At 73.1% G+C, this 19,952-nt stretch carries 7 protein-coding genes and 1 pseudogene; 2 read left to right on the top strand and 6 right to left on the bottom strand.

Features of this window, described 5'->3' with window-relative positions:
- Positions 1-210: 210 nt before the first annotated feature.
- Positions 211-12,219: a non-ribosomal peptide synthetase/type I polyketide synthase gene (locus tag KUM44_RS30895; protein WP_217213048.1), complete on the top strand. Its 12,009-nt coding sequence runs from the start codon at positions 211-213 to the stop codon at positions 12,217-12,219.
- Here the strand turns inward: KUM44_RS30895 and KUM44_RS30890 are convergent.
- From KUM44_RS30890 to KUM44_RS30880, 3 genes and pseudogenes are all read right to left on the bottom strand, one after another.
- Positions 12,176-13,241, bottom strand: a pseudogene (locus KUM44_RS30890) (LLM class flavin-dependent oxidoreductase). The gene KUM44_RS30895 and the pseudogene KUM44_RS30890 sit on opposite strands and share 44 nt — an antisense overlap.
- Positions 13,242-13,323: 82 nt before the next feature.
- Entirely contained in the window at positions 13,324-14,826 is a 1,503-nt protein-coding gene (locus KUM44_RS30885; RefSeq protein WP_217213047.1) for a metallophosphoesterase, read from the bottom strand.
- Positions 14,827-14,908: 82 nt separating this feature from the next.
- On the bottom strand, positions 14,909-15,787 hold the full coding sequence (locus KUM44_RS30880) for an MHYT domain-containing protein (RefSeq protein WP_217213046.1): 879 nt from the start codon (positions 15,785-15,787) through the stop codon (positions 14,909-14,911).
- Between the two features lie 353 nt (positions 15,788-16,140).
- On the opposite strand from KUM44_RS30880, the gene KUM44_RS30875 reads away from it, so the two are divergent.
- Complete coding sequence (locus KUM44_RS30875) at positions 16,141-17,067, top strand: arginase family protein (RefSeq protein ID WP_217213045.1); 927 nt, start codon at positions 16,141-16,143, stop codon at positions 17,065-17,067.
- Here KUM44_RS30875 and KUM44_RS30870 read toward each other — a convergent pair.
- The 3 genes from KUM44_RS30870 to KUM44_RS30860 all read right to left on the bottom strand — a co-directional run bounded on the left by KUM44_RS30870 (position 17,064) and on the right by KUM44_RS30860 (position 19,783).
- Entirely contained in the window at positions 17,064-17,627 is a 564-nt protein-coding gene (locus tag KUM44_RS30870; RefSeq protein ID WP_217213044.1) for a dihydrofolate reductase family protein, read from the bottom strand. The two genes, KUM44_RS30875 and KUM44_RS30870, sit on opposite strands and share 4 nt — an antisense overlap.
- 108 nt (positions 17,628-17,735) lie before the next feature.
- Entirely contained in the window at positions 17,736-18,926 is a 1,191-nt protein-coding gene (locus tag KUM44_RS30865; RefSeq protein ID WP_217213043.1) for an MFS transporter, read from the bottom strand.
- Between the two features lie 56 nt (positions 18,927-18,982).
- Positions 18,983-19,783 carry a DUF899 domain-containing protein gene (locus tag KUM44_RS30860; RefSeq protein ID WP_217213042.1) on the bottom strand — a complete coding sequence of 267 codons (801 nt, stop codon included), beginning with the start codon at positions 19,781-19,783 and terminating at the stop codon, positions 18,983-18,985.
- Positions 19,784-19,952 lie beyond the last annotated feature (169 nt).

Raw genomic sequence — 19,952 nt, 5'->3', positions numbered from 1 at the left:
GCAGCATAACATTATTTGTTTCAGTTCCAGCCTGAAACTTATTCTCCGGGTGCGCACCCCTGTGACGGTGGAGAGCGCTGGATGCGCGTGAACCGTTCGGCGAGACTCGTCGTCGTACAGGTGAATGATCGACAACGCTCCCGCCGGGTACCCGACGTCGGCGGGGCGCGCCCGCGTGCCCCTCGCCGCGTGCGACGAGGAAGGAAGCACATGCCGACTCCCGGGCCCCGCACCGCCGGAACACTCCTCGACGTACTGCTGCGCGCCGCCGAGGAGAACCCCGGTCAGGTCGTCGTCCATGTCCGGGCGGACGGCGGCGAGCACACCGTGACCTTCGCCGAACTCCGGGACGACGCACTGCGCGTGGCGGGCGGCCTGCACGCCGCGGGACTTCGGCCCGGCACCGCCGTCCCGCTCCTGGCGGCTTCCGGCGAGGCCTTCCAGCCGATGTTCTGGGGAGCGCTGGCGGCAGGGCTCGTGCCGGTGCCGCTCGCCCCGCAGGCGCGTCGGGTCGGACCGGTGCGGGAGTTCCTCGGCCGGCCCGCCGTCATGGTGGACGACGCCACCGAGGAACTGCTCGCCGAGCTGCCGGAACCGGTGCGGGCGCTGCGGCTGGGCGCGTTGCGCGAGGCCCGCCCGTTGCGCGCCCTGCCTCGCCGCAACCCGCAGGACCTGGCGTTTCTCCAGTTCTCCTCCGGCAGCACCGGCGACCCCAAGGGCGTGGAACTCACCCACGAGGCCGTGCTCGCGAACCTCCGGCAGATCCGCGCCGCCATGGAGATCACGCCCGACGACGTGATCGCCACCTGGATGCCGTACTTCCACGACATGGGGCTGATCGGCACCCATCTGGTCCCCATGGCGGCCGGTCTGAAGCAGATACGGCTCGAACCCCTGACCTTCGCCAAACGCCCCGCCCTGTGGCTGGAGTCGGCGGCACGACACCGCGCCACCCTGCTGTCGGCGGCGAACTTCGCGCTCGCCCTCGCGGTGCGGCGGGTGCCGGACAGCAGCTGGGCCGGACTGGACCTGAGTCGCGTACGCCTGATGCTCGTGGGCGCCGAGCCCATCGCCCCGCGTGTGTGGCGGGAGTTCACCGCCAAGGCGCTGCCGGCCGGGCTGGACGCCACGGCCATGCTTCCCGTGTACGGGCTGGCCGAGGCCACGCTCGCCGTGACCGTGCCCCCGCTCGGCGAGATCGCCACGCCCCTGTGCCTGGACCGCGCCGCGCTGAGCCGAGGCAGGGCCGTCCCCGCGGAACCCGGCGCGGACACGGTCGAGTTCATGGATGTGGGCCGCCCCGTCCCGGACTGCCGCATCCGGGTCACCGACGACTCGGGCAAGCCCCTCGCCGACCGGCGGACCGGACATGTCGAGATACGCGGTCCGCAACTGGCGCGCGGATATCACCGCGCTCCCGAGGCGAGCGCGGCCGCGTTCCGTGAGGGCTGGCTGCGCACCGGCGATCTGGGCTTCCTGAGCGAGGGCCGACTGTGTGTCACCGGCAGGCACAAGGACGTCGTGTTCGTCGGCGGGCGTACCTTCCACGCCGCCGACCTGGAGGAGACCGCGGCCGCCACCGAGGGGGTGCCGGAGGGGACCGTGGCGGTGATCGGGTCCACCGAACCGGACGCCGGCGGCGATCGGGTGGTGGTGTTCGTGCAGTGGGCGCGGCCCGCCCCGGCCACGGCGCTCGCGGTGCTGGACGCGGTGGCGGCCCGGGTCCGTGAGGCGCTGGGCCACGACGACGTACGGGTGGTGCCGCTGCCGCCGGGGGCGTTTCCCCGGACGACGAGCGGCAAGCTGCGACGGGCGCTGATGCGCGAACGGTTCGAGGCGGGCGCCTACGCGGCCGTCGAGCAGCGATGGGCGAGGGCACGGGCCGAGCGTGCGACCGCACGTCGTGACGACCGCGGTCCGCAGGGTGACGTGCCGCGTTCACGGCGTGACGTCGAGGAGGCGATCCGGGAGATCTGGGCCAAGGAACTGGGCCTCTCCCCGACGGCCGTCGACCGGGACGAGCGCTTCTTCGCCCTCGGAGGTTCCTCACTGAAGGCGATGGCGGTGCTCGCGGGCATCGAGGACGCCTTCTCCGTCACGGTGGAGCCCCGCGTCCTGCGCGACCATGACACCGTGGCCGCCCTTGCCGGGCATGTGCTGGCCCTGCTCGGGGACGTCGACGGAGCATCCGAGGGGACGCGAGCCTCGACGCCGGCCGGCGAGCGCCCCGGGCAGGGACCGGTGGCCGTACTCGGCATGTCCTGTCGCTTCCCCGGCGCGCAGACCCCCGAGGCCTTCTGGGACCTGCTCCTGACGGGCCGCGACACGCTGACGGCCGTACCCGACGACCGTTGGGGCGACGCCCCCGGCTTCTTCGGCTCCTTCCTCCCCGGCCCCGCGGACTTCGACGCCGACTGCTTCGGCATGGACGAGGAGGAGGCCCGCGCGACCGACCCGCAGGCGCGGATCTTCCTGGAGCTGGCCCACGAGGCGCTGGAGCGCGCGGGGTACGCGGGGCCGCGCCGGACCGGCCGCAGGATCGGCGTGTTCGCCGCCGTCGGCGACAGCGGGTACCGCGAGATCCTCGCCGACGCCACGGACGGCGACCTCGCCGCCCACCCCGGCGCCCTCACCGGCAACCTGCCCAACCTGATCGCCGCCCGCCTCTCCCAGACACTCGACCTCGACGGCCCCGCCCTCGCGGTGGACACCGCCTGCTCCTCGGCGCTGGTCGCACTCCACCTGGCGCGGCGCAGCCTCCTGAGCGGCGAGTGCGATGTCGCCGTGGTCGGCGGCGTCCAGCTCGCCCTCACGCCGACCGCGCACCGACTCCTCGACAGCGCGGGCGCGTTGTCCCCGACGGGCGGCAGCCGGCCCTTCGGTGCCACCGCCGACGGCCTCGTGCCGGGGGAGGGCGGAGCGGCCCTCGTCCTCGCCCGCTTGGACGACGCGGCGCGCGACGGCGACCCCGTACTCGCCCTGGTCCGTGCGACGGCCGTCAACAACGACGGACGGTCGCTGAGCCTGCTCGCCCCCAACCCGCGCACCCAGCGCGAGGTCATCACCCAGGCGTACGCCGAGTGCGGCATCGACCCCGACGCGGTCTCGTACGTCGAAGCGCACGGAACCGGCACCCCGGTCGGCGACCCCGTCGAAGCGCGGTCACTCGGGCACGCCTTCCCACCCCGCGCGGACGGGACTCCCCGCCTGCTCGGCTCGGTCAAGGCGAACATCGGGCACCTGCTCAACGCGGCCGGCATGCCGAGCCTGGTCAAGACGGTCCTGGCACTCCAGCACCGGCGGCTCCCGCCCTCCCCGAACACCACCCCGCCCGCCCCGTACCTGGAGCGCGTGGCCCCCGGCTTCGAACTCGTCACCGAGCAGCGGGAATGGCGCGCCCCCGGGCCCCTGATCGCCGGCGTCAACGCCTTCGGCTTCGGCGGCACCAACGCGCACGCCGTCCTGGAGGAGCCGGGGAAGTCGGGGAAAGCGGGGGAGGCGGGGGAGCCGGAAGGGCCGTCCGCACGGACCACCTCCGTACATCCCGCTGCCCCCGGTCCCCACCTGCTCACGCTGTCGGCCCGCAGCTCCGACGCCCTGCGCGAGGCCGCCGCCGACCTGGCCGCCCATGTCCGCGCGCACCCGGACGCGCACGAGGCGGACATCTGCGCCGCCGTGAACACCGCACGCGACGACGGCCCCTACCGGCTCGCCGTGCTCGCCGACGGTGACCTGGCGGACCGTCTCGACGCCGCCCGCACGGCCACGGCGGACCCCGCACCCGTCCGGTCCCGCCCACGGACGGTGTTCCTCCTGCCGGGCCAGGGGGCCCAGCGACCCGGCCAAGGACGCGACCTGTACCGGTCGGCGCCGGTGTTCCGGGAGGTCCTGGACGAGGCCTCCTCGCTGACGGGGCCCATCCGCGGGCGCTCGCTCGCCGAGTGGTGCCTCGATCCCCGGACGGATCCCAGGGAGTTGGCCAGGACCGAGGTGGCTCAGCCGCTGCTCGTCACCTTCGGTGTGGGGCTGGCCCGGCAGCTGGCGGAGTGGGGCGTGCCGGTCGACGCGGTCGCCGGGCACAGCGTGGGCGAGATCGCGGCCGCGTGTGTCGCCGGTTCGTTGCCCCTGGACGAGGCGGTGGGGTTCGCCGCCGAACGCGGACGGCTGGTGGCCGAACTGGCCCTCCCCGGAGCCATGGCGGCCGTCCGGGGCGACGAGGACACCGTCGCCGGTCTCGTCTCCGCATCCGACGGCGCGCTGAGCGTCGCCGCCGTCAACGGGCCCGAGCAGGTGGTGATCTCGGGCGCCGAGGACGCTGTCGATCGTGCGCTCACGGAGCTGACGAGGCGTGGCGTCGCCGTACGGAGGCTCCGCGTGTCCCATGCCTTCCACTCACCGCTGCTGGAGCCGCTCCTCGACCCGCTGCGGGACGCGGCGAAGGCCATGACCGTCAAGCCGGCGGCCGTACCGATGCTGAGCACGGTCACCGGCACCTGGCGGCCCGGCCTCACGCCCGCCTACTGGCAGGCACATGCCGTACGGCCCGTGCGGTTCGGTGCGACTGTCGCGAAGCTGGTGGAGGAGGGCTATGACACGTTCGTCGAGCTCGGCCCGGGGAACACCCTCGGCGAGGCTGTCCGCGCGGTCGCGGGCGCGCAAGGGGCGTCGGGCGTGGCGGTGTTGACGCCAGGACTCTCCTCAGCGCCGGGCCGTGACGCGGAGTCCTCGGGAGCGCGGGCGCTGCTGGAGACTGCGGGCCGGCTGTGGACCCGCGGGGCGACCCTGAACCGGGCCGCGCTGGAGCCGGCCGCTGCGGACCGGACCGCCCCCGCAGCCGGGCGCCCGAGGGTGCCGGTACCGACGTACCCGTTCCAGCGCACCCGCCACTGGCCGCGCAGGGCGAGCGGGACGCCTCTGGTGCGCCGGCTCGACTGGGGAACCGCACCGCTCACGCCTGCGGACGGCCCCGGCGTGGTCCGGCTGATCGGTGCCGAGCGGGCACTCGGCCAGGCTCTGGCCGAACGACTCACCGGCCGTGGGGTGACGGTCCTGGGGGAGGACCTCGCGGACGGGACGGGCAGTCTCGCGTCGGCGGACACCGTGGTGTGGCTGGGAGAAGACGTGGGCGCCGGAGCCGAAGGACAGCAGGGCCCAGGCACCGCGACAGCCTCCCTGCGCCACGTACTCGACCTGCTGTCCATCGACTGTTCCCGGCTGCTGCTGGTCACCGAGGACGCGTACGTGACCGGTACCCCGGCGGAACAGCCGCGCCCCTCCCAGGCACTCCTGCACGGCTTCGCACTCGCACTCCCGGACGAGCACCCGGGGCTCGCCGCCCGCAGCGTGGACCTGTCCTCCCACGACACGCTCGACGCCCGCGCCGACGCCCTGGAACGGGAGCTGTACTCGGCACACGAGCCAGGCGCCGAGGGTGCGGTGGCCTGGCGCGCAGGGCGCAGGCTCGGCCGCACGCCGGTCGCGGCGCCGGACGCCGCCACGCCGACCGGGGACCTGCCGCCGGACGGCACCTACCTGATCACCGGCGGTGCCGGCGGGCTCGGCTGCGCGCTCGCCCGTGACCTGGCCGGCCGTGGCGCCTGCGAACTGATCCTGACGGGGCGTTCCGGGACCGCGCCCGACGAACTGCTCGCCGATCTCCGTGCCCTGGGCGTCCGCGCCCGGTACCACGCGGCCGACGTGTCCGACGAAGCCGCCGTCGACGCCCTGTTCGCCACCCTGCCCCCGCTGGACGGGGTCTTCCACGCCGCGGGCACGGTCCGGCCCGGCAGTCTCCGCGCCAAGACCGACACGGAGATCGAGCAGGTGCTCGCCGCGAAGGTACGGGGCACCATGCTGCTCGCCGGGGCACTGCGCCGGTACGGCCAGGAACCGGCCGTGCGCGTCGCCTTCTCCTCCGTCTCCTCGGTGCTGCCCGGCCTCGCAGGCGGGCTCGGCGACTACGCGGCGGCCAACGCCTTCCTGGACGCCTTCGCCGCCGCCGAGCGCGCGGCCGGCCGGCCCTGGCAGTCGATCGGGTTCGGCCCGGTCGCCGAAGCGGGGCTGGCCGCCGGGTCACCGGCCGAGACCCGGCTGCGCGCCCGCGGACTGAGCCCCATGACCACGCGGGCCGCCATCGCGGGGCTGCGGGCCGCCGTGGCCACCGGCGCCGCGCACGTGTTGGTGAGTCCCGCGCCTCGGCGCGTGGAGGCGGCCGCGAGTTCCGTGGCAGCGACCGTCCTCTCGGGCCGTTCGGCGGACGCCTCGCCGCCCCCGACCCGCTCCTCACCGGCCGAAGCCGCCACCACCACCGTGACCGACCCGGCCCGCACGACCGACCTGATCCGCCGCCTGCTGGCCGAGGCCCTGCACCGGGCCCCCGACGACATCGGCGACGACGAACAGTTCCTCACCCTCGGTCTGGACTCTCTGACCGCCGTCGACCTCGCACGCCGCCTGGAGACAGAACTCGGGCTGCCTCTGCCCGCCACTCTGCTCTTCGAACACCGCACGATCGGCGAACTGACCGCCTACCTCGGCACACAGAACCCACTGCCGTCCACTTCGCCCGCCACCACCACCGTGCACAGCGGCCCGGCGCACGCCCCCCGTCCCCTCACCCGCCTCCAGCGCGCCTTCCTCACCACCGAGGCGCTGTACGAAGGCGTCACCGCCTACGGCTATCTGCGCCAGACCGTCCGTGGTCCCCTCGACCCCGGCCTTCTCGGCCGCGCACTCGCCCACCTCGCGGCCCGTCACCCCATGCTGCGCCTGCGGATCACCGGGGACGGCACACCGCCGAGCCAGTACACCGCGCCCGCCGAGCCCACCGACCGGGCTCCCCGCTGGTACGAGGTCCACGAGCCGGACGCCACCACGCCGCCCCTGCCGGACCTCGAACAGCGGCTGTACAACCGGCCGTTCGACCTGACCACCGAGGACCCGGTGCGGGCCGTCCTGGTCCGCGACCGGCGGGACGCCCATCTCGCTCAGCTGCTGCTGGTCGTCCACCACAGCGCCGCGGACGGCTTCAGCCTCAAGGTGCTGTGCGAGGAACTCTGGCAGCTCTACACCGAGCTCGCCCACGGCCGGTCACCCCAACTCCCCGACCTCCGGACCGAGTTCGCCGACTACGCGGCCCGGGCCGCCGCCGACCGGCGGACCCCCGCCTTCACCCGGGACCAGCAGTACTGGCGCGACCGCATCGCGGAGCACACCGCGGCGGTCACGGCCGGGGCACTGCCGTACGACGGCGACCCGCAAGCACTCCCGGCGCCGCCGCTCACCCACCACCAGACGACCGTCGACGCCGCGCTCACGGACGCGCTGCGTGCGGTGGCCGCCCGCCATGAGGTCTCCCTCTTCCATCTGCTCCTCGCGGTGTACGGCCGTTGCCTGGCCCGCTGGAGCGGGCAGCGGGGCATCGCCGTGAACGTGGCCCGTGCCCGCCGTGAGGCTCCCATACCCGGGATCGACCGGCTCGTGGGCCCGCTCGCCGACACTCTGCCGGTGTTCGCCACCGTCGACCGCGACGAGCCGGTGCCCGTGCTGGCCCGGCGGCTGCGGCGGATCTGGCGCGAGGTGGAGTCCCACGCGACGCTGGCCAGCCCCGACATCGCCGCACTGCTGCCCACCACCGGCCCCGCCCCGCGCACGGTCGCCCCGGCCGGGTTCAGCTTCGCCCGTTTCCCGGTGCGCCACGGCCGGGACTGGCCGGTCACCGTGACCCCGACCGCGGCGGCCACCGCCTCCGCCGCGACCCGGCTCGGACTGCTGTGCTGGGAAGCGGACGCGGCCCTGCACTTCTCCTGGAACCACCCCGCGCACCTCTTCCGACGCGAGACCGTCGAACGCCTGGCGGCGGAGTACCTCGAGGAGCTGCGGGCAGCGGCCGGCCAGTCAACCGGCCGTCCCCAGCGGCACGACACCGACGGGGGCATCGTCGACCGCCTCCGTGCCCGGTTCCGAGCCGCACCGCGGGCCGTGGCGGTGGACACCGGCCGTACCTCGCTCACCTACGCCGAACTCGACGCCGCCTCCTGCGCGCTCGCGGCCCGACTGCGAGCGAGTGGCGTACGCCCCGGCGATCTGGTCGGCCTGCTCACCGAACCGGGCGCGGACACCGTCGTCGGCGTCGTGGGCATCCTCCGGGCGGGCGCGGGCTGGGTCCCGCTGGACGCCACGCATCCCGTGGCCCGAGTGCGCGACCAGGTGACACGCACCGGCGTCGGCGTGGTCGTCTGCCACACCGCGACGCGCGAGGCCGTTACCGCGCTGGACGGGACCACACCTGTCGCGGTCGACCACCGGACGGCTGCTGCGCCGGTCCAACACGAGGCGACGACGCCCCCTGATCCGGACGCCATCGCCTACGTCATCTTCACTTCGGGTTCCACGGGCCGCCCGAAGGCCGTCCCGATCACCCACCGGTCCATGCTCAACTACCTCGACTGGGCACTGACCACCTTCGGCTACCGGCCCGGCGACCGGCTCATGCAGACGGCGTCCGTCTCCTTCGACGCCTCCGTACGCCAGCTGCTGGCACCACTGCTGGCCGGCGCCACCGTGCACACCCTCACCCGGGACCTCCTGCGCGACCCCGAGGAGCTCCTGAACCGGATCGTCGACGACCGGATCACGGTGTGGAGTTCGGTGCCGACGCTGTGGGAGCGGCTGCTGACCGCCGCCGAGTCCCGGGCGAGGCGGGACGGGACGCCCCCGGACCTGTCGGCACTGCGCTGGGTCCATGTCGGCGGCGAGGCACTGCCCGCCGCGCACGTGCGGCGATGGTTCGACCTGCTCGACGGACGCGAGGGACCGGAGCACCGGATCTCCAACCTCTACGGGCCCACCGAGTCCACCATCAACGCCACCTGCCACATCATCGACGCCCGTCCGGCCGACCACGTACGACAGCTGCCCATCGGCTGGCCGGTGGCCGGCACCGAACTGGCCGTCGTCACCGAGGACGGACGTCCCTGCGCGCCCGGCGAGGCCGGTGAACTGCTCATCGCCGGAACCGGGCTGACCCCCGGCTACCTCGGCGAGCCCCAGCTCACCTCGCAGGCCTTCGTCGAGCGCGACGGGCGGCGCTGGTACCGCAGCGGTGACCGGGTCCGCCGATCGCCGGACGGCGTACTGGAGTTCCTCGGCCGCCTCGACGACCAGGTCAAGGTCCGCGGGCACCGGGTGGAACTCGGCGAGGTCGAGGCCGCGCTGCTCACCCACCCGGACGTCGCCCGCGCCGCCGTACTGCTCGTCGAGGGACGCCTGGTGGCGTACGTCGAGCCTCGCTCCGGTTCGGCGGAGCCGGACGCGCGCGCGATACGCGCCTTCCTGTCCCGTGTGCTGCCGCCGTACATGCTGCCCGGACGCATCCGCCCGGTCGACGCGATCCCGCTGACCGGCACGGGCAAGATCGATCGCAAGCTGCTGGCCTCCGAGTCCGGCCCAGGTCAGGCCGAACCCGCCCCTGAGCCCTCGCAGTCCGGCCCCCGAACCCCGCCCGCCACCCCGACCGAGCGCACCCTGGCCCGTATCTGGTCGGCCCTGCTGGATGTACCCGACATCTCCCGCGAGGACGATTTCTTCGGGCTCGGCGGCGACTCCATCATGGTGCTGGAACTCTTCGCCCGTCTGCGCGACGAGCTGCCCGAGGTCCCACGGCCGACCACCGTCTACACCCACCGCACGCTCAGCGCACTCGCGGCGGCCGTCGACAGTGCGGCCGCCACCGCTGCGTCGCAGCACCCGAACCCCGACCCCGTGCCGGTGCGATCACCGACCCCGTACCCCCTCACGCCCTCCCAACGCGGCTTCCTGCTCGCCGAGACCATCGACCCGGGGGCCGGCTCCGGCTGGCTCGCCCGATTCCGGTTGACCGGTCCGCTGCGCCACGACGTCTTCCAGCGCGCCGTGGACGTGCTGGTGGCCCGTCATCCGATGCTGCGCACCGTCTTCCCGACAGGCGCCCGCCCGCCCGTGCAGCAGGAACTGCCGGACTCGTTGCGGCTGCCCGTGGAGACGGAGACCCTCGCACACCCCGACCTGCTGGAGCAGCGGATCGCCGAGGAGGCCGGGCGCCGACTGGAGCCCTGGGCCTGGCCGTTGCTGCGGCTGAGGCTGTTCACCCTGGCACCCGGCGAGCACGTGCTCCTGGTCCACGCGCACCACCTCATCGGTGACGGCTACAGCGCCGCCCTCCTCGCCGGAGAACTGCTCACCGCGTACGACCGCCTCGACCGCGGTCTGCCGCACGGCCTGCCGCCCCTCGCCGGCACCTTCCGCGACCACGTCACCCGGTCCGCCGTACGACCGCGCCCGCGCGGCCCCGAGGCCGAGGCGTACCGCGCCCGTCTCGGCGCGCCCTACACGTCACCCGCATTGCGCCGACCGACCGACCGGAGCACCGGCTCCCCACGGACGTTCCACACCGTGGGCTTCACCCTGGACGTCACCACGACCACCGCATTGCGCCGACTCGCCCGAGCCGCACACCGCACCCTGTACGCACCGATGCTCACCGCGTACTACCGGGCCCTCGCGCAACTCACCGGACAGCGCGACCTCATGCTCGGGCTCGCCGTCACCGGACGCGAGGATTCCACGGCGGACGCACACCGGGTCTTCGGCCCGTTCGCGGAGGCGGTGACGCTGCGCCCCACCCTGCCTGCGGGCGCCGGGAACCGACCGACTGCCTTCGAGGACGACTTGCGGCGTCTGTCGGCCGAGGCCGATCTGGCACGGGCCGAAGGGCCCAGCGATGTGCGCACGGCGGCGGGACTGCCGTGCCACGCCCAGTTCTTCTTCACCTTCCTGGACTTCACCGCCCTCGGCTTCGAGGCGGGCGGCGGCCTGTCCCTGCACGCCGACGAGTCCGACACCTCCCTCGCCCCACCGCCGCTGGGCACCGACGTGTTCCTGGCGGTGCGTCCGGTGGCCGACGGCGAGGGACTGCGCGTCACCGTGCGGGCCTCGGCAGCCGCCCTCACGGCCACTGAAGTGACCGGGTTCGCCGAGGAGTTGGAGAGGGAGTTGCGGGAGGCCGTCCGTGGCTCCGGCGGCCACCGCCCCCGGCTCGACGCCGCGCTCGTCGGATATCTGCCCGCTCCACACCACCTCGCCGCCCTGGCCGGACTCCCGCACGACACCCCCGGCCTCGGCCGTGAACAGATCCGAGCGCTGCTCTTCCCGGACGGCCGCGCCCGTCTGCTGGAGGAGACCGGGACCCCGCTGGGGAACTCCGGCTTCGTCGCCCTCCCGCTCTTCGCCGACGAGCTGGCCCCGGCCGGCGATCTGGCGGCCCGCACCGCCCGCGCCGTCGAGCACGCCGCCTCGCTGGGCGCGCGCTGTGTCTCACTCGCGGGCATGATCCCGTCGCTCACCGGCTACGGCTATGACGTCCTGCGCGAGACGACGTCCGGCGTGGCGCTCACCACCGGCCACGCCTCGACGACCGTCGCCGTCGTCAAGACCGTCGGCGCAGCGCTCGCGGCGACCGGCCGACGCCTGGACGAACTGTCCCTGGCCGTCGTCGGTTGCGGGTCGATCGGCGTGTCGTCCCTACGGCTGCTGCTGGCCACCGCGCCCCGTCCGCCGGCCCGGTTGCTGCTGTGCGACCTGCCCGGCAGCACCGCGCGGCTCGAACGTCTGGCGGTGGAGCTGTCGTCCGAGCACCCGGGGATGCCGGTCGAGGTCGTCGAGTCCGGGCAGGCCTTGCCCGCCGCCGTCTACGGGGCCGAGGTCATCGTCACGGCCGTCAGCGGTGCGACACGTCTGCTGGAGGTCGATCGCCTGCGACCCGGCACGATCGTGGTCGACGACTCCTTCCCGCACTGCTTCGACACAGCGAGCGCACTGGACCGTATGAGCCGCGAGCAGGACGTGCTGGTCGTCGGAGGCGGCCTGCTGGCCCTCGACCGGACACAGACGCGGCTCAGCGAGGACCTACCGGCCGTGGCGAGCGCCGGCTTCGCCGTACGGCCGCCCGGGATCGAGGGCACCTTGGCCTCGTGCCGACTGGAGTCACTGCTCCACGCGCACCTCAGGAGTTCCGGCCGGCCTGCGAGCGAACTGCCCCTGACGCATGGCCTCGTCGACCTGCCCCGCGCCCTCGCCCACTGGGACGCGGTGGCGGCCGCCGGGGTCCGGCCCGCGCCGCTGCACCTGCTCGACCGGGTCATTCACCCGGGCGCCAGCCCAGCGCCGGACCGAGCCCGGTAGCGATGTCGGTGAGGATCTGCACATAGTCCTCGTGCTCGAAGGTGAACGGCAGCGCGAACGCCACCTCGTCCACCTCGCGGAACGCCGCGTGGGCGTGGAGGCGTTCGGCGATCTGAGCCGAGGTGCCCACGAGGTCCGGCGCGAACAGCAGCCGCGCCGGACCCTGCGGTGACGTGGTCCGCGGGGTGCGCTGGGCGACGTACTCCGCGTACTTCGCGCGCTGCCGCGGCGTCGCGGAGTCGGTGGGGATGACGACGAGGCCCTGGGAGACGCGGGCCTTGTCGCCGTCGGGGTGGTGGGCGCGGAAGGCGCGGATGTGGGAGAGCTGGATCTCCGCGAAGTCCGGTGCCGTCGACGCCGCGCCCTCGGGGCCCTCCGCCTTGACGACGCTGCTGGTCAGGAAGTTCATCCCGTGCTCGCCGGCCCACCGCGCCGAACTCAGGCTGCCACCGCCGTACCACAGTCGGCTGCCGAGACCGGGGGACTGCGGCTGAACCCGTTCGGAGCTGTATTCGATGTGCGGCTGCCGCGCGGCTTCGAAGCCCTCCGCCCCGCTGAAGTCCGTGGCCGGCCTGCCCCGCACGAAGTCGAGCAGCCGCCGCGCCCGCTCGTAGCCGAAGTCCTCCGCGTCGGCCGTGTCGGGGTAAAGGGCCTCCTTGATCCGGTCGTAGTGCATGGGCGGGCCCACGCTGACGCCCGGGTTGAGGCGGCCGCCCGACAGGAGGTCGACCGTCGCCAGATCCTCGGCCAGCCGCAGCGGGTTCTCCCAGCCGAGCGGGATGACCGCGGTGCCGAGTTCGATACGGCTGGTGCGCTGGGAGGCGGCGGCCAGGACGGCGAGGGGGGGAGGAGATGCCGTACTGGAGATGACGGTGGCGCAGCCAGGCGCTGTCGAAGCCGAGCCGTTCGCCGAGCTCGATGATCTCCAGCGTGGACTCATGGCCCCGGCGTGGATCCGCCTCGTCGAAGAGCCCGATGGTGAGGAAGCCCAGCTTGCGCAGCGGGCGTGAGGGCGACGGCATGGACTCCTCCATCATTGAACTTTCAATGGGATTGCCTCAGTGCCAACCCGGTCACGCCCCGCCCTGTTCCCGCTGCCCCCGCTCAGATCAACGGGATCGTCACCTCGTCCTCGACCGGCGGTTCCAGCTCCTGGGCGCGGCTGCCCGTCGCGGCGTAGCAGCGCAGACGGATGGTCTCCGGGGTGACGTCGAGACGGAGGAACTGCTTGAAGAACGGCGGGCTGTACGTCGCCGAGCTCGGGGAGAACAACGACGTGTAGATCTTGCGCACCGGGAGACGCAAGCGCGCGGTGCGGTCGGGACGGCGGCCCGCGCCGAGCAGGGCGGCCACCAGACGGGTGCGCCAGGTGATGCGGTCCGTCCGCTGCTGGGCTCGGGTCAGCGGGATGCCGAGCCGCTCGGCGACGACCGCCGACGCCTCGGCCTCGCTGAGCGTGAAGAGGCGGCGCATACGCAGCCGACGGCCGTACAGCCTGCTGTAGAAGGCCAGGGAGTCACCGCGCAGCGGATAGCAGCGGAACTCCTTCTCGGTGACGCCCGCGATGTCGACGCGCGGGATGGTGTGCGTGGCGTGCATGAACGCCCCGCCGCCGCCCGAGACCACGTACTGGATCGTGCGGCCGTCCACCTGGACCGGATAGCGCTGGTAGTTGTGGATGTCGCCGCCGATCGCCGCGACGTAGCGGTGCGCCGGGTCCCGGACGATCTCGTCGACGGTCCCGCCGCCCTCGATCGCGCACGGGTGGTGTTCGCCGTCCACGTACAGGGGCGAGCCCGTGACGAGGATCTTCGGGCGGGGATCCTTCGACACCTCGCGCAGCCACGCGCCCTGCTCGGCGTCGAGGGTCCCGAGCAGTCCGGTGTCGATGCCGACGATCCGTACCGGCCCGGCGTCGATCGCCCAGTACGGCCCCGGCTGGACGGCCTGTTGGGCCGCGGCCGACCTCAACGTCCGCTGCTGCGCGAGCCGTTGGCCGTCGCCCTTGCGCGGGCGGTGCCACAGCAGCGACCGCAGCCCGGCCCGGCTGAGCGGACGCGGCGCCGGCTCGGGCGCGAGGGGCGGGGCGTCGTCGCAGAAGACGCGCATGAACGCGCCGAGGTCCTCGTACCAGTCGTGGTTGCCCGGTATCGCGTAGATCGGTGCCTGGTACTCCTGGTACGGCCGAAAGAACTTGCTGCCGTAGTCGTCTGCGCTGCCGACCGGATAGATCACGTCACTCGCGAGGATCGCGAACCTCGTATCCCGACCCGTCTTCAAGAACCCTGGCACGACGGCGTACTGGGGGTCGTCGCCCTCTCCCGTGTCCCCGATGACGAGAAAGGAGAACCGGTCCGGATCGTCACGCCGGATCACCTTGTCGGCCGGCGCTCCCGCGGCGGCCCGCTGGGCCACCCAGCGGTTGCGGGTACGGCCCGTGGGGTCACCGAACCAGGACGCCAGTACGCCGTTGCGGGCGGCCCACAGCATTCTGGGGTCGAGCCAGGAGATCTTCTCGACCTGGTGCGGCATCAGCCGCTTGTACGTGCCGAGTTCGGTGGCGCCCCAGCCGGCGCCTTCGGCGGTATCGCGTGAGGAGTCAGACACTCGTGCACCGTAACAATGATCTAGAGAACGCCGAGAGGGGGGGAGCATGGCCCGGGTGCGTCGCCGTGCTCCCGCTCCCGGGTCACCCCTTGCGGGCGTAGGGGGCCCGATGGGGCCGGCGCGTGCCGACCGGGGTCTCGAACTCGGCGTCAGGGGCGGGTCGTTGCGCGAAGACGCCGGCGGTCGTCCCGGTGCGCCGAGCCGTGCCGGACCGGCTGGGCTCGCCCTCGCCGAGGACCAGCAGCGGGTCGAACATCACCACCACTCCGGCCAGGACGAGGAAGATGACCGGGCCCAGGAGCATGGGAAGCAGCAGGGAGGAGGGCGAGTCGCCCGCCCACGACGAGCCGCTCGTGTCGTGCAGATGCACGCTCACGGCGGCCATGCCGGTGTAGTGCATGCCCGACACGGCGATGCCCATGACCAGGCTGGCGCCGAGGCTGGTCAGAAAGCCGCGGACGGTGACGGCCGCCCACAGTGCGGCGGTCGCGGCGACGATCGCGATCAGGACGGAGAGGCTCACGGTGAACACGTCGTACCGGATGCTGCCGTCCAGGTGCAGCGCCGCCATGCCCAGATAGTGCATCGCCGCCACACCGAGCCCGGTGATCACGCCCGCGCCGGTCAGCGCCCCCTTGCCCGCGCCCCGATAGCCGACGATGAACACGCCGATGCCGACCACGACGATCGCCACGGCGAGGCTGAGGACGGTGAGGCCCGTGTCGTAACGGATCCGGGCCTCCTCGACCTGGAAGCCGATCATCGCGATGAAGTGCATCGTCCAGATGCCGCACCCGATCGACGCGGCGCCGAGCGCCAGCCAACCGGGTCGCCAGGACTGTCCGTTGAGCAGGGAGCGGACGATGCACCGCAGTCCCAGCGCCCCTCCCAGGCAGGCCATCAGATAGGCCGCAACCGGGGTCACCGCGCCATAGCGGAACCCGTCCACCGTGCCTTGCATAAGCCAACTCCCCCCAGAGTTCTGGCCAGTTGTGGTGCCAGTCGTGGAGCAAGGTCTACGTGTCAAGGGTGCGTAAAGCAAGCCTTTACCGCTGGTAGCAGTTGAAAGCTGCATCACCTTGGGTCAACTCCGGTCACGCAGGGGCGAGTTCCGGCCAGACGGACGCCTTGCTCGCGAGGTCCTGCTACGAACGGCTACGACCTGCTACGAGACGGGTGGTCGCCTGGACCGACCGGCGAGTCGTGACCCGCCCCGCCCCGACGGCGCCACGAGTGGTGCCCGTGCTCAGGATGTGGCACAGATGGACTCAGAAGTGCGGGCGAAGAGGGCGGCAGCGCAGGAAAGGGCCGGACATGCGGGAACTCGCGATCATCGAGGCACCGTCCGTGCTCGGCCTGCGGCCCTCCGGAGTCCAGGAACTGCCGACGGCGCTGCTCGACGCCGGTCTGCCGTCCGGTCTCCACGCCGTCCGGGCCGGCCGGGTCGAACCCCCGGGCTACGACCCCATGCGGGACGCCGACACCGGAGTACTCAACCCCCACGGCATCGCGGACTACTCCGCCCGACTGGCCGACGCCGTCGGCGACGTCCTGGACACGGGCCGTTTCCCGGTCGTCCTCGGCGGAGACTGCAGCATCCTGCTCGGCAACCTCCTCGCCCTGCGCCGCCGTGGACAACGCCCCGGCCTGCTGTTCCTCGACGGCCACACCGACTTCTACCAGCCCTCGGCGGAGCCGTACGGTGAGGCGGCCTCGATGGACCTCGCCCTGGCCACCGGGCGCGGGCCCCGGTTGCTCACCGACCTCGAGGGCCGCGGCCCCCTGGTGCGGGACGAGGACGTCGTCGCCCTCGGTTTCCGCGACGCCGACGAATCGGAGCAGGCCGGTATGCAGCCGCTTCCGCCCGAGCTGCACGCGATCGACCTCGAGGACGTACGGGCGTCGGGCGCGGCCACGGCAGCACGGCGGGCGGTCGACCGGCTCACCGCCGGCACCGGCAGCGGCGCCGGGTTCTGGGTCCATCTGGACGTCGACGTCCTGGACGACGCGATCATGCCCGCCGTCGACTACCGACTCCCCGGCGGTCTGAGCTGGGAGGAGCTGGAGGCGGTGCTGCGCACAGCACTGAGCGACCCGGGAGCCGTCGGGCTGGACGTCACGATCTTCAACCCTTGCCTGGACCCCGACGGCACGATCGCCGGCCGACTCGTCGAGTGCCTGCGCCGAGGCCTGTCGGCGCGCACGGACCGACGACCCGTCAAGGGCCACGACAGGGCCTAGCGGACCACGCGGTAGCGGAGGTAGACGACTTTCGAGTTGTAGGTGCGGGTCTCGACGAGTTCGAGATCCACCCGGCGCTCGTGCTGGGGGAAGAACGGGATGCCACCGCCGACCAGCACCGGGTAGACCATGGCCCGGTACTCGTCGATCAGACCCGACGCGGCCGCCTCGGCGGCGAGAGTCGCGCCGCCGATCGCGATCTCGCCCTCTCCCGGCTCGGCTCGCAACCGCTCGATCTCCTCCGCCACGCCGCCGGAGGCCAGGCGGGCAGCGCCCTGCACCGTCGACAGCGTGGTGGAGAACACCACCTTGGGGAGCGGCTTCCACAGCGCGGTCCACTCGAGCTGAGCCTCGTCGAGCGAGGGATCCTGGTCGGCGGTCTCCCAGTACAGCATCGTCTCGTACAGCCGTCGTCCCAGCAGGTGGACGTCGACCCCGCGGATGTCTTCGATCCAGAAGCGGAAGACGTCCTCGTCGGGCGCCCCCCAGTCGATGCCGCCGTCCGGCCCGACGATGTAGCCGTCCAATGAGACGTTCATCGAATAGGTAACGCTGCGCATCAGGGATCCTCCTCGGTACCGGGTTCGTCAGTAAGACCGCCGGACGGCGCGGAACTCATCGCGGCTCGCTCGCGGCATCCAGGGCACCGCCGGCGCAGGGCTGGGCGCTCATGTCCTCGCCGGCACCGGTCGCCGCAGCAGATAGGCGGCCGCGGTCGAGACCAGGACGGTCATGCAGGCGATGAACACCAGTCCCGCGCCCTCCAGGCCCATGGGATCGGCCAGCACGCCCACACCGATCACCGGGACCGAGATGCCCGTGTAGGCCACCACGAACAGCGTCGAGATGACGGCCGCGCGCTGCTCCGACGGAGACGACGCCGCGACCGCGGACAGCGCCCCGCGGAACGACAGCCCCTGCCCGGCCCCGCCGACGATCGCGCTCAGCACCACCAGCGCCAGCAGATCCCAGCGCAGCGCGCCCGCGAGCAGGGCCAGCCCGGCGAGCAGACCGGCGCAGCCCAGCGGCAGCGACCGCCCGACCCCGACCCGGCCGACGGCCAGTTGCCCGGCGGTGGAGGAGAAGAACGCCAGCGCCACGACCAGTCCGCTCACGGCGTGGTTGCGTTCGTTCAGGGACTCGGCGAGGAACGCCGGGCTGACCGAGGTGAACACCCCGAACAGGGCGAAGCCCACGAACGAGGCGGTGGCCGCCGGCCCGAACACTGCCCGCACCTGCGGCGGCAGAGTGGCCCGCTGCGGCCGCACGGTACGCAGCGGCCTCCGCTCCCGCACGGTCTCCACAAGTCCCAGCAGGACCGCGACCGCGCATCCCACCAGGGCCAGGTGCACGGCGAACGGCAGGTACAGCGGCCAGGGTGCGTACTGCGCCAGCACTCCGGCCAGCAGCGGGCCGCACCCCAGCCCGCCCATGTTGGCGGCGGTCGCCACCAGGGTGGCCCGGGAGGCGCCGCCCGGCGGTGCCAGCTCCATCACGTACGCCGTGGCGGCCCCGGTGAGCAGGCCGGCCGACAGCCCCGACAGCAGCCGCCCCACGAACAGCCAGCCCAGCCCGGTGGCGCACAGGAAGCAGACGGCACTCGCGGCCGCGAAGCCCAGGCCCCACAGGATCACCGGGCGTCTGCCCACCGCGTCCGAGGCGTTGCCCACGAGCAGTAGCACACCGATGACCGCGAAGGCGTACACGGCGTACACCACGGTGACCATCAGCTCGGAGAAACCGAACTTGTCCTGGTAGTGGCCGTAGAGCGGCGTCGGCAGAGTGGTGCCGGCCATGCACACGGCGAACACCGCGCCGGCCAGCACACACGCACGCCACCGTCGGCGCTCACCGTCCATGCCGCCGACGGTAACGCCGCGCACCGCCCGGACCCGGCCCGGCACGCCCTCGCCCGTCAGGCGTCGTACTCGTCGGGCACCCGCAGACCGGGCCCGCCGACCTCCAGCCCGAGCGGTTCCGCGCGGCCCTGCGGCTCCTCCCAAGCCTCCTGGCGGCCGAGGGCGGTGAGGTCGAGGTACGGGTAGCAGTTGTGGAACTCCTCGATGCCGCGACCGAACGTGGCGTACGTGTGGAAGACCTCGTCCTCGACCCGCAGGAACGCGCTGATGCCGGGGTAGTCGCCGCGCATCCCCGCCGACCACGGCGTGCCCGCCTCGGCGAGCTCGGCCTCGGAGCGGAGGCAGACCTGGACCGGCGCGACCCGGTCGTCGACGGTGGCGTGGAAGTCGTAGTTGAAGTCGCTGCCGGCCGACGAATACCAGGGAAAGGTCCACCCCATCCGCGCGCGGTACGCGGCCAGCTTCTCGTACGGTGCCCGGCTCACCGCGGCCAGCGACGTGTTACGGACGTGCAGCTGCCGCAGCCTGGCGGGGATCTGGTCTGCCGCGGAGGAGCAACTGCTGCATCCCGTGTCACGGGGGTGCTCGGTGCCGTCGTCGTCGATGTCGTACGTCCACATGAAGTGGTGCACGACCAGCTGGGGCCGCCCCTCGAACAGGTCGAGCAGACCGACCCGCCCGTCCGGACCCTCGAAGGTGTACGGCTTGCCGACGCGGACCATCGGCAGCCGCCGCCGCTCGGCGTTGACCCGGTCCCGTGCCCGCGTCAGCTCCTTCTCCCTGTCCAGCAGCTCCCTGCGGGCGGCGAGCCACTCCTCACGCGAAACCACGTCCGGCAGGTTCGGCATCGAAGTCATCCAGGTCCTCCCACGGGTGGCGCTGCCGAAGGCACCGCTGCCGACGGACAAGGCGGGTCCACCTCCAGCTTGCGCTCGCCCCTGCGCTGCCGCACGTGCGCCTGCGCACCCGGGCTGTGACCTTCGTCCAAGGGCCGTCGATCTTTGTCCATGGGCGCATCCGCCTTCA

Origin of the sequence: Streptomyces sp. AC550_RSS872, from assembly GCF_019049285.1 — a bacterium.
In the GTDB taxonomy this organism is placed as follows: Bacteria; Actinomycetota; Actinomycetes; order Streptomycetales; family Streptomycetaceae; genus Streptomyces.
Note: the sequence above shows the minus strand (reverse complement) of the source record. Positions and strands in the feature narration are given on the sequence as shown.

Bases quoted from the DNA above. Each gene is read 5' to 3' on its own strand.
- KUM44_RS30895 (WP_217213048.1), top strand. From the start codon at position 211: ATGCCGACTCCCGGGCCCCGCACCGCCGGAACACTCCTCGACGTACTG.
- KUM44_RS30880 (WP_217213046.1), bottom strand. From the start codon at position 15,787: ATGCAAGGCACGGTGGACGGGTTCCGCTATGGCGCGGTGACCCCGGTT.
- KUM44_RS30875 (WP_217213045.1), top strand. From the start codon at position 16,141: ATGCGGGAACTCGCGATCATCGAGGCACCGTCCGTGCTCGGCCTGCGG.
- KUM44_RS30870 (WP_217213044.1), bottom strand. From the start codon at position 17,627: ATGCGCAGCGTTACCTATTCGATGAACGTCTCATTGGACGGCTACATC.
- KUM44_RS30865 (WP_217213043.1), bottom strand. From the start codon at position 18,926: ATGGACGGTGAGCGCCGACGGTGGCGTGCGTGTGTGCTGGCCGGCGCG.
- KUM44_RS30860 (WP_217213042.1), bottom strand. From the start codon at position 19,783: ATGACTTCGATGCCGAACCTGCCGGACGTGGTTTCGCGTGAGGAGTGG.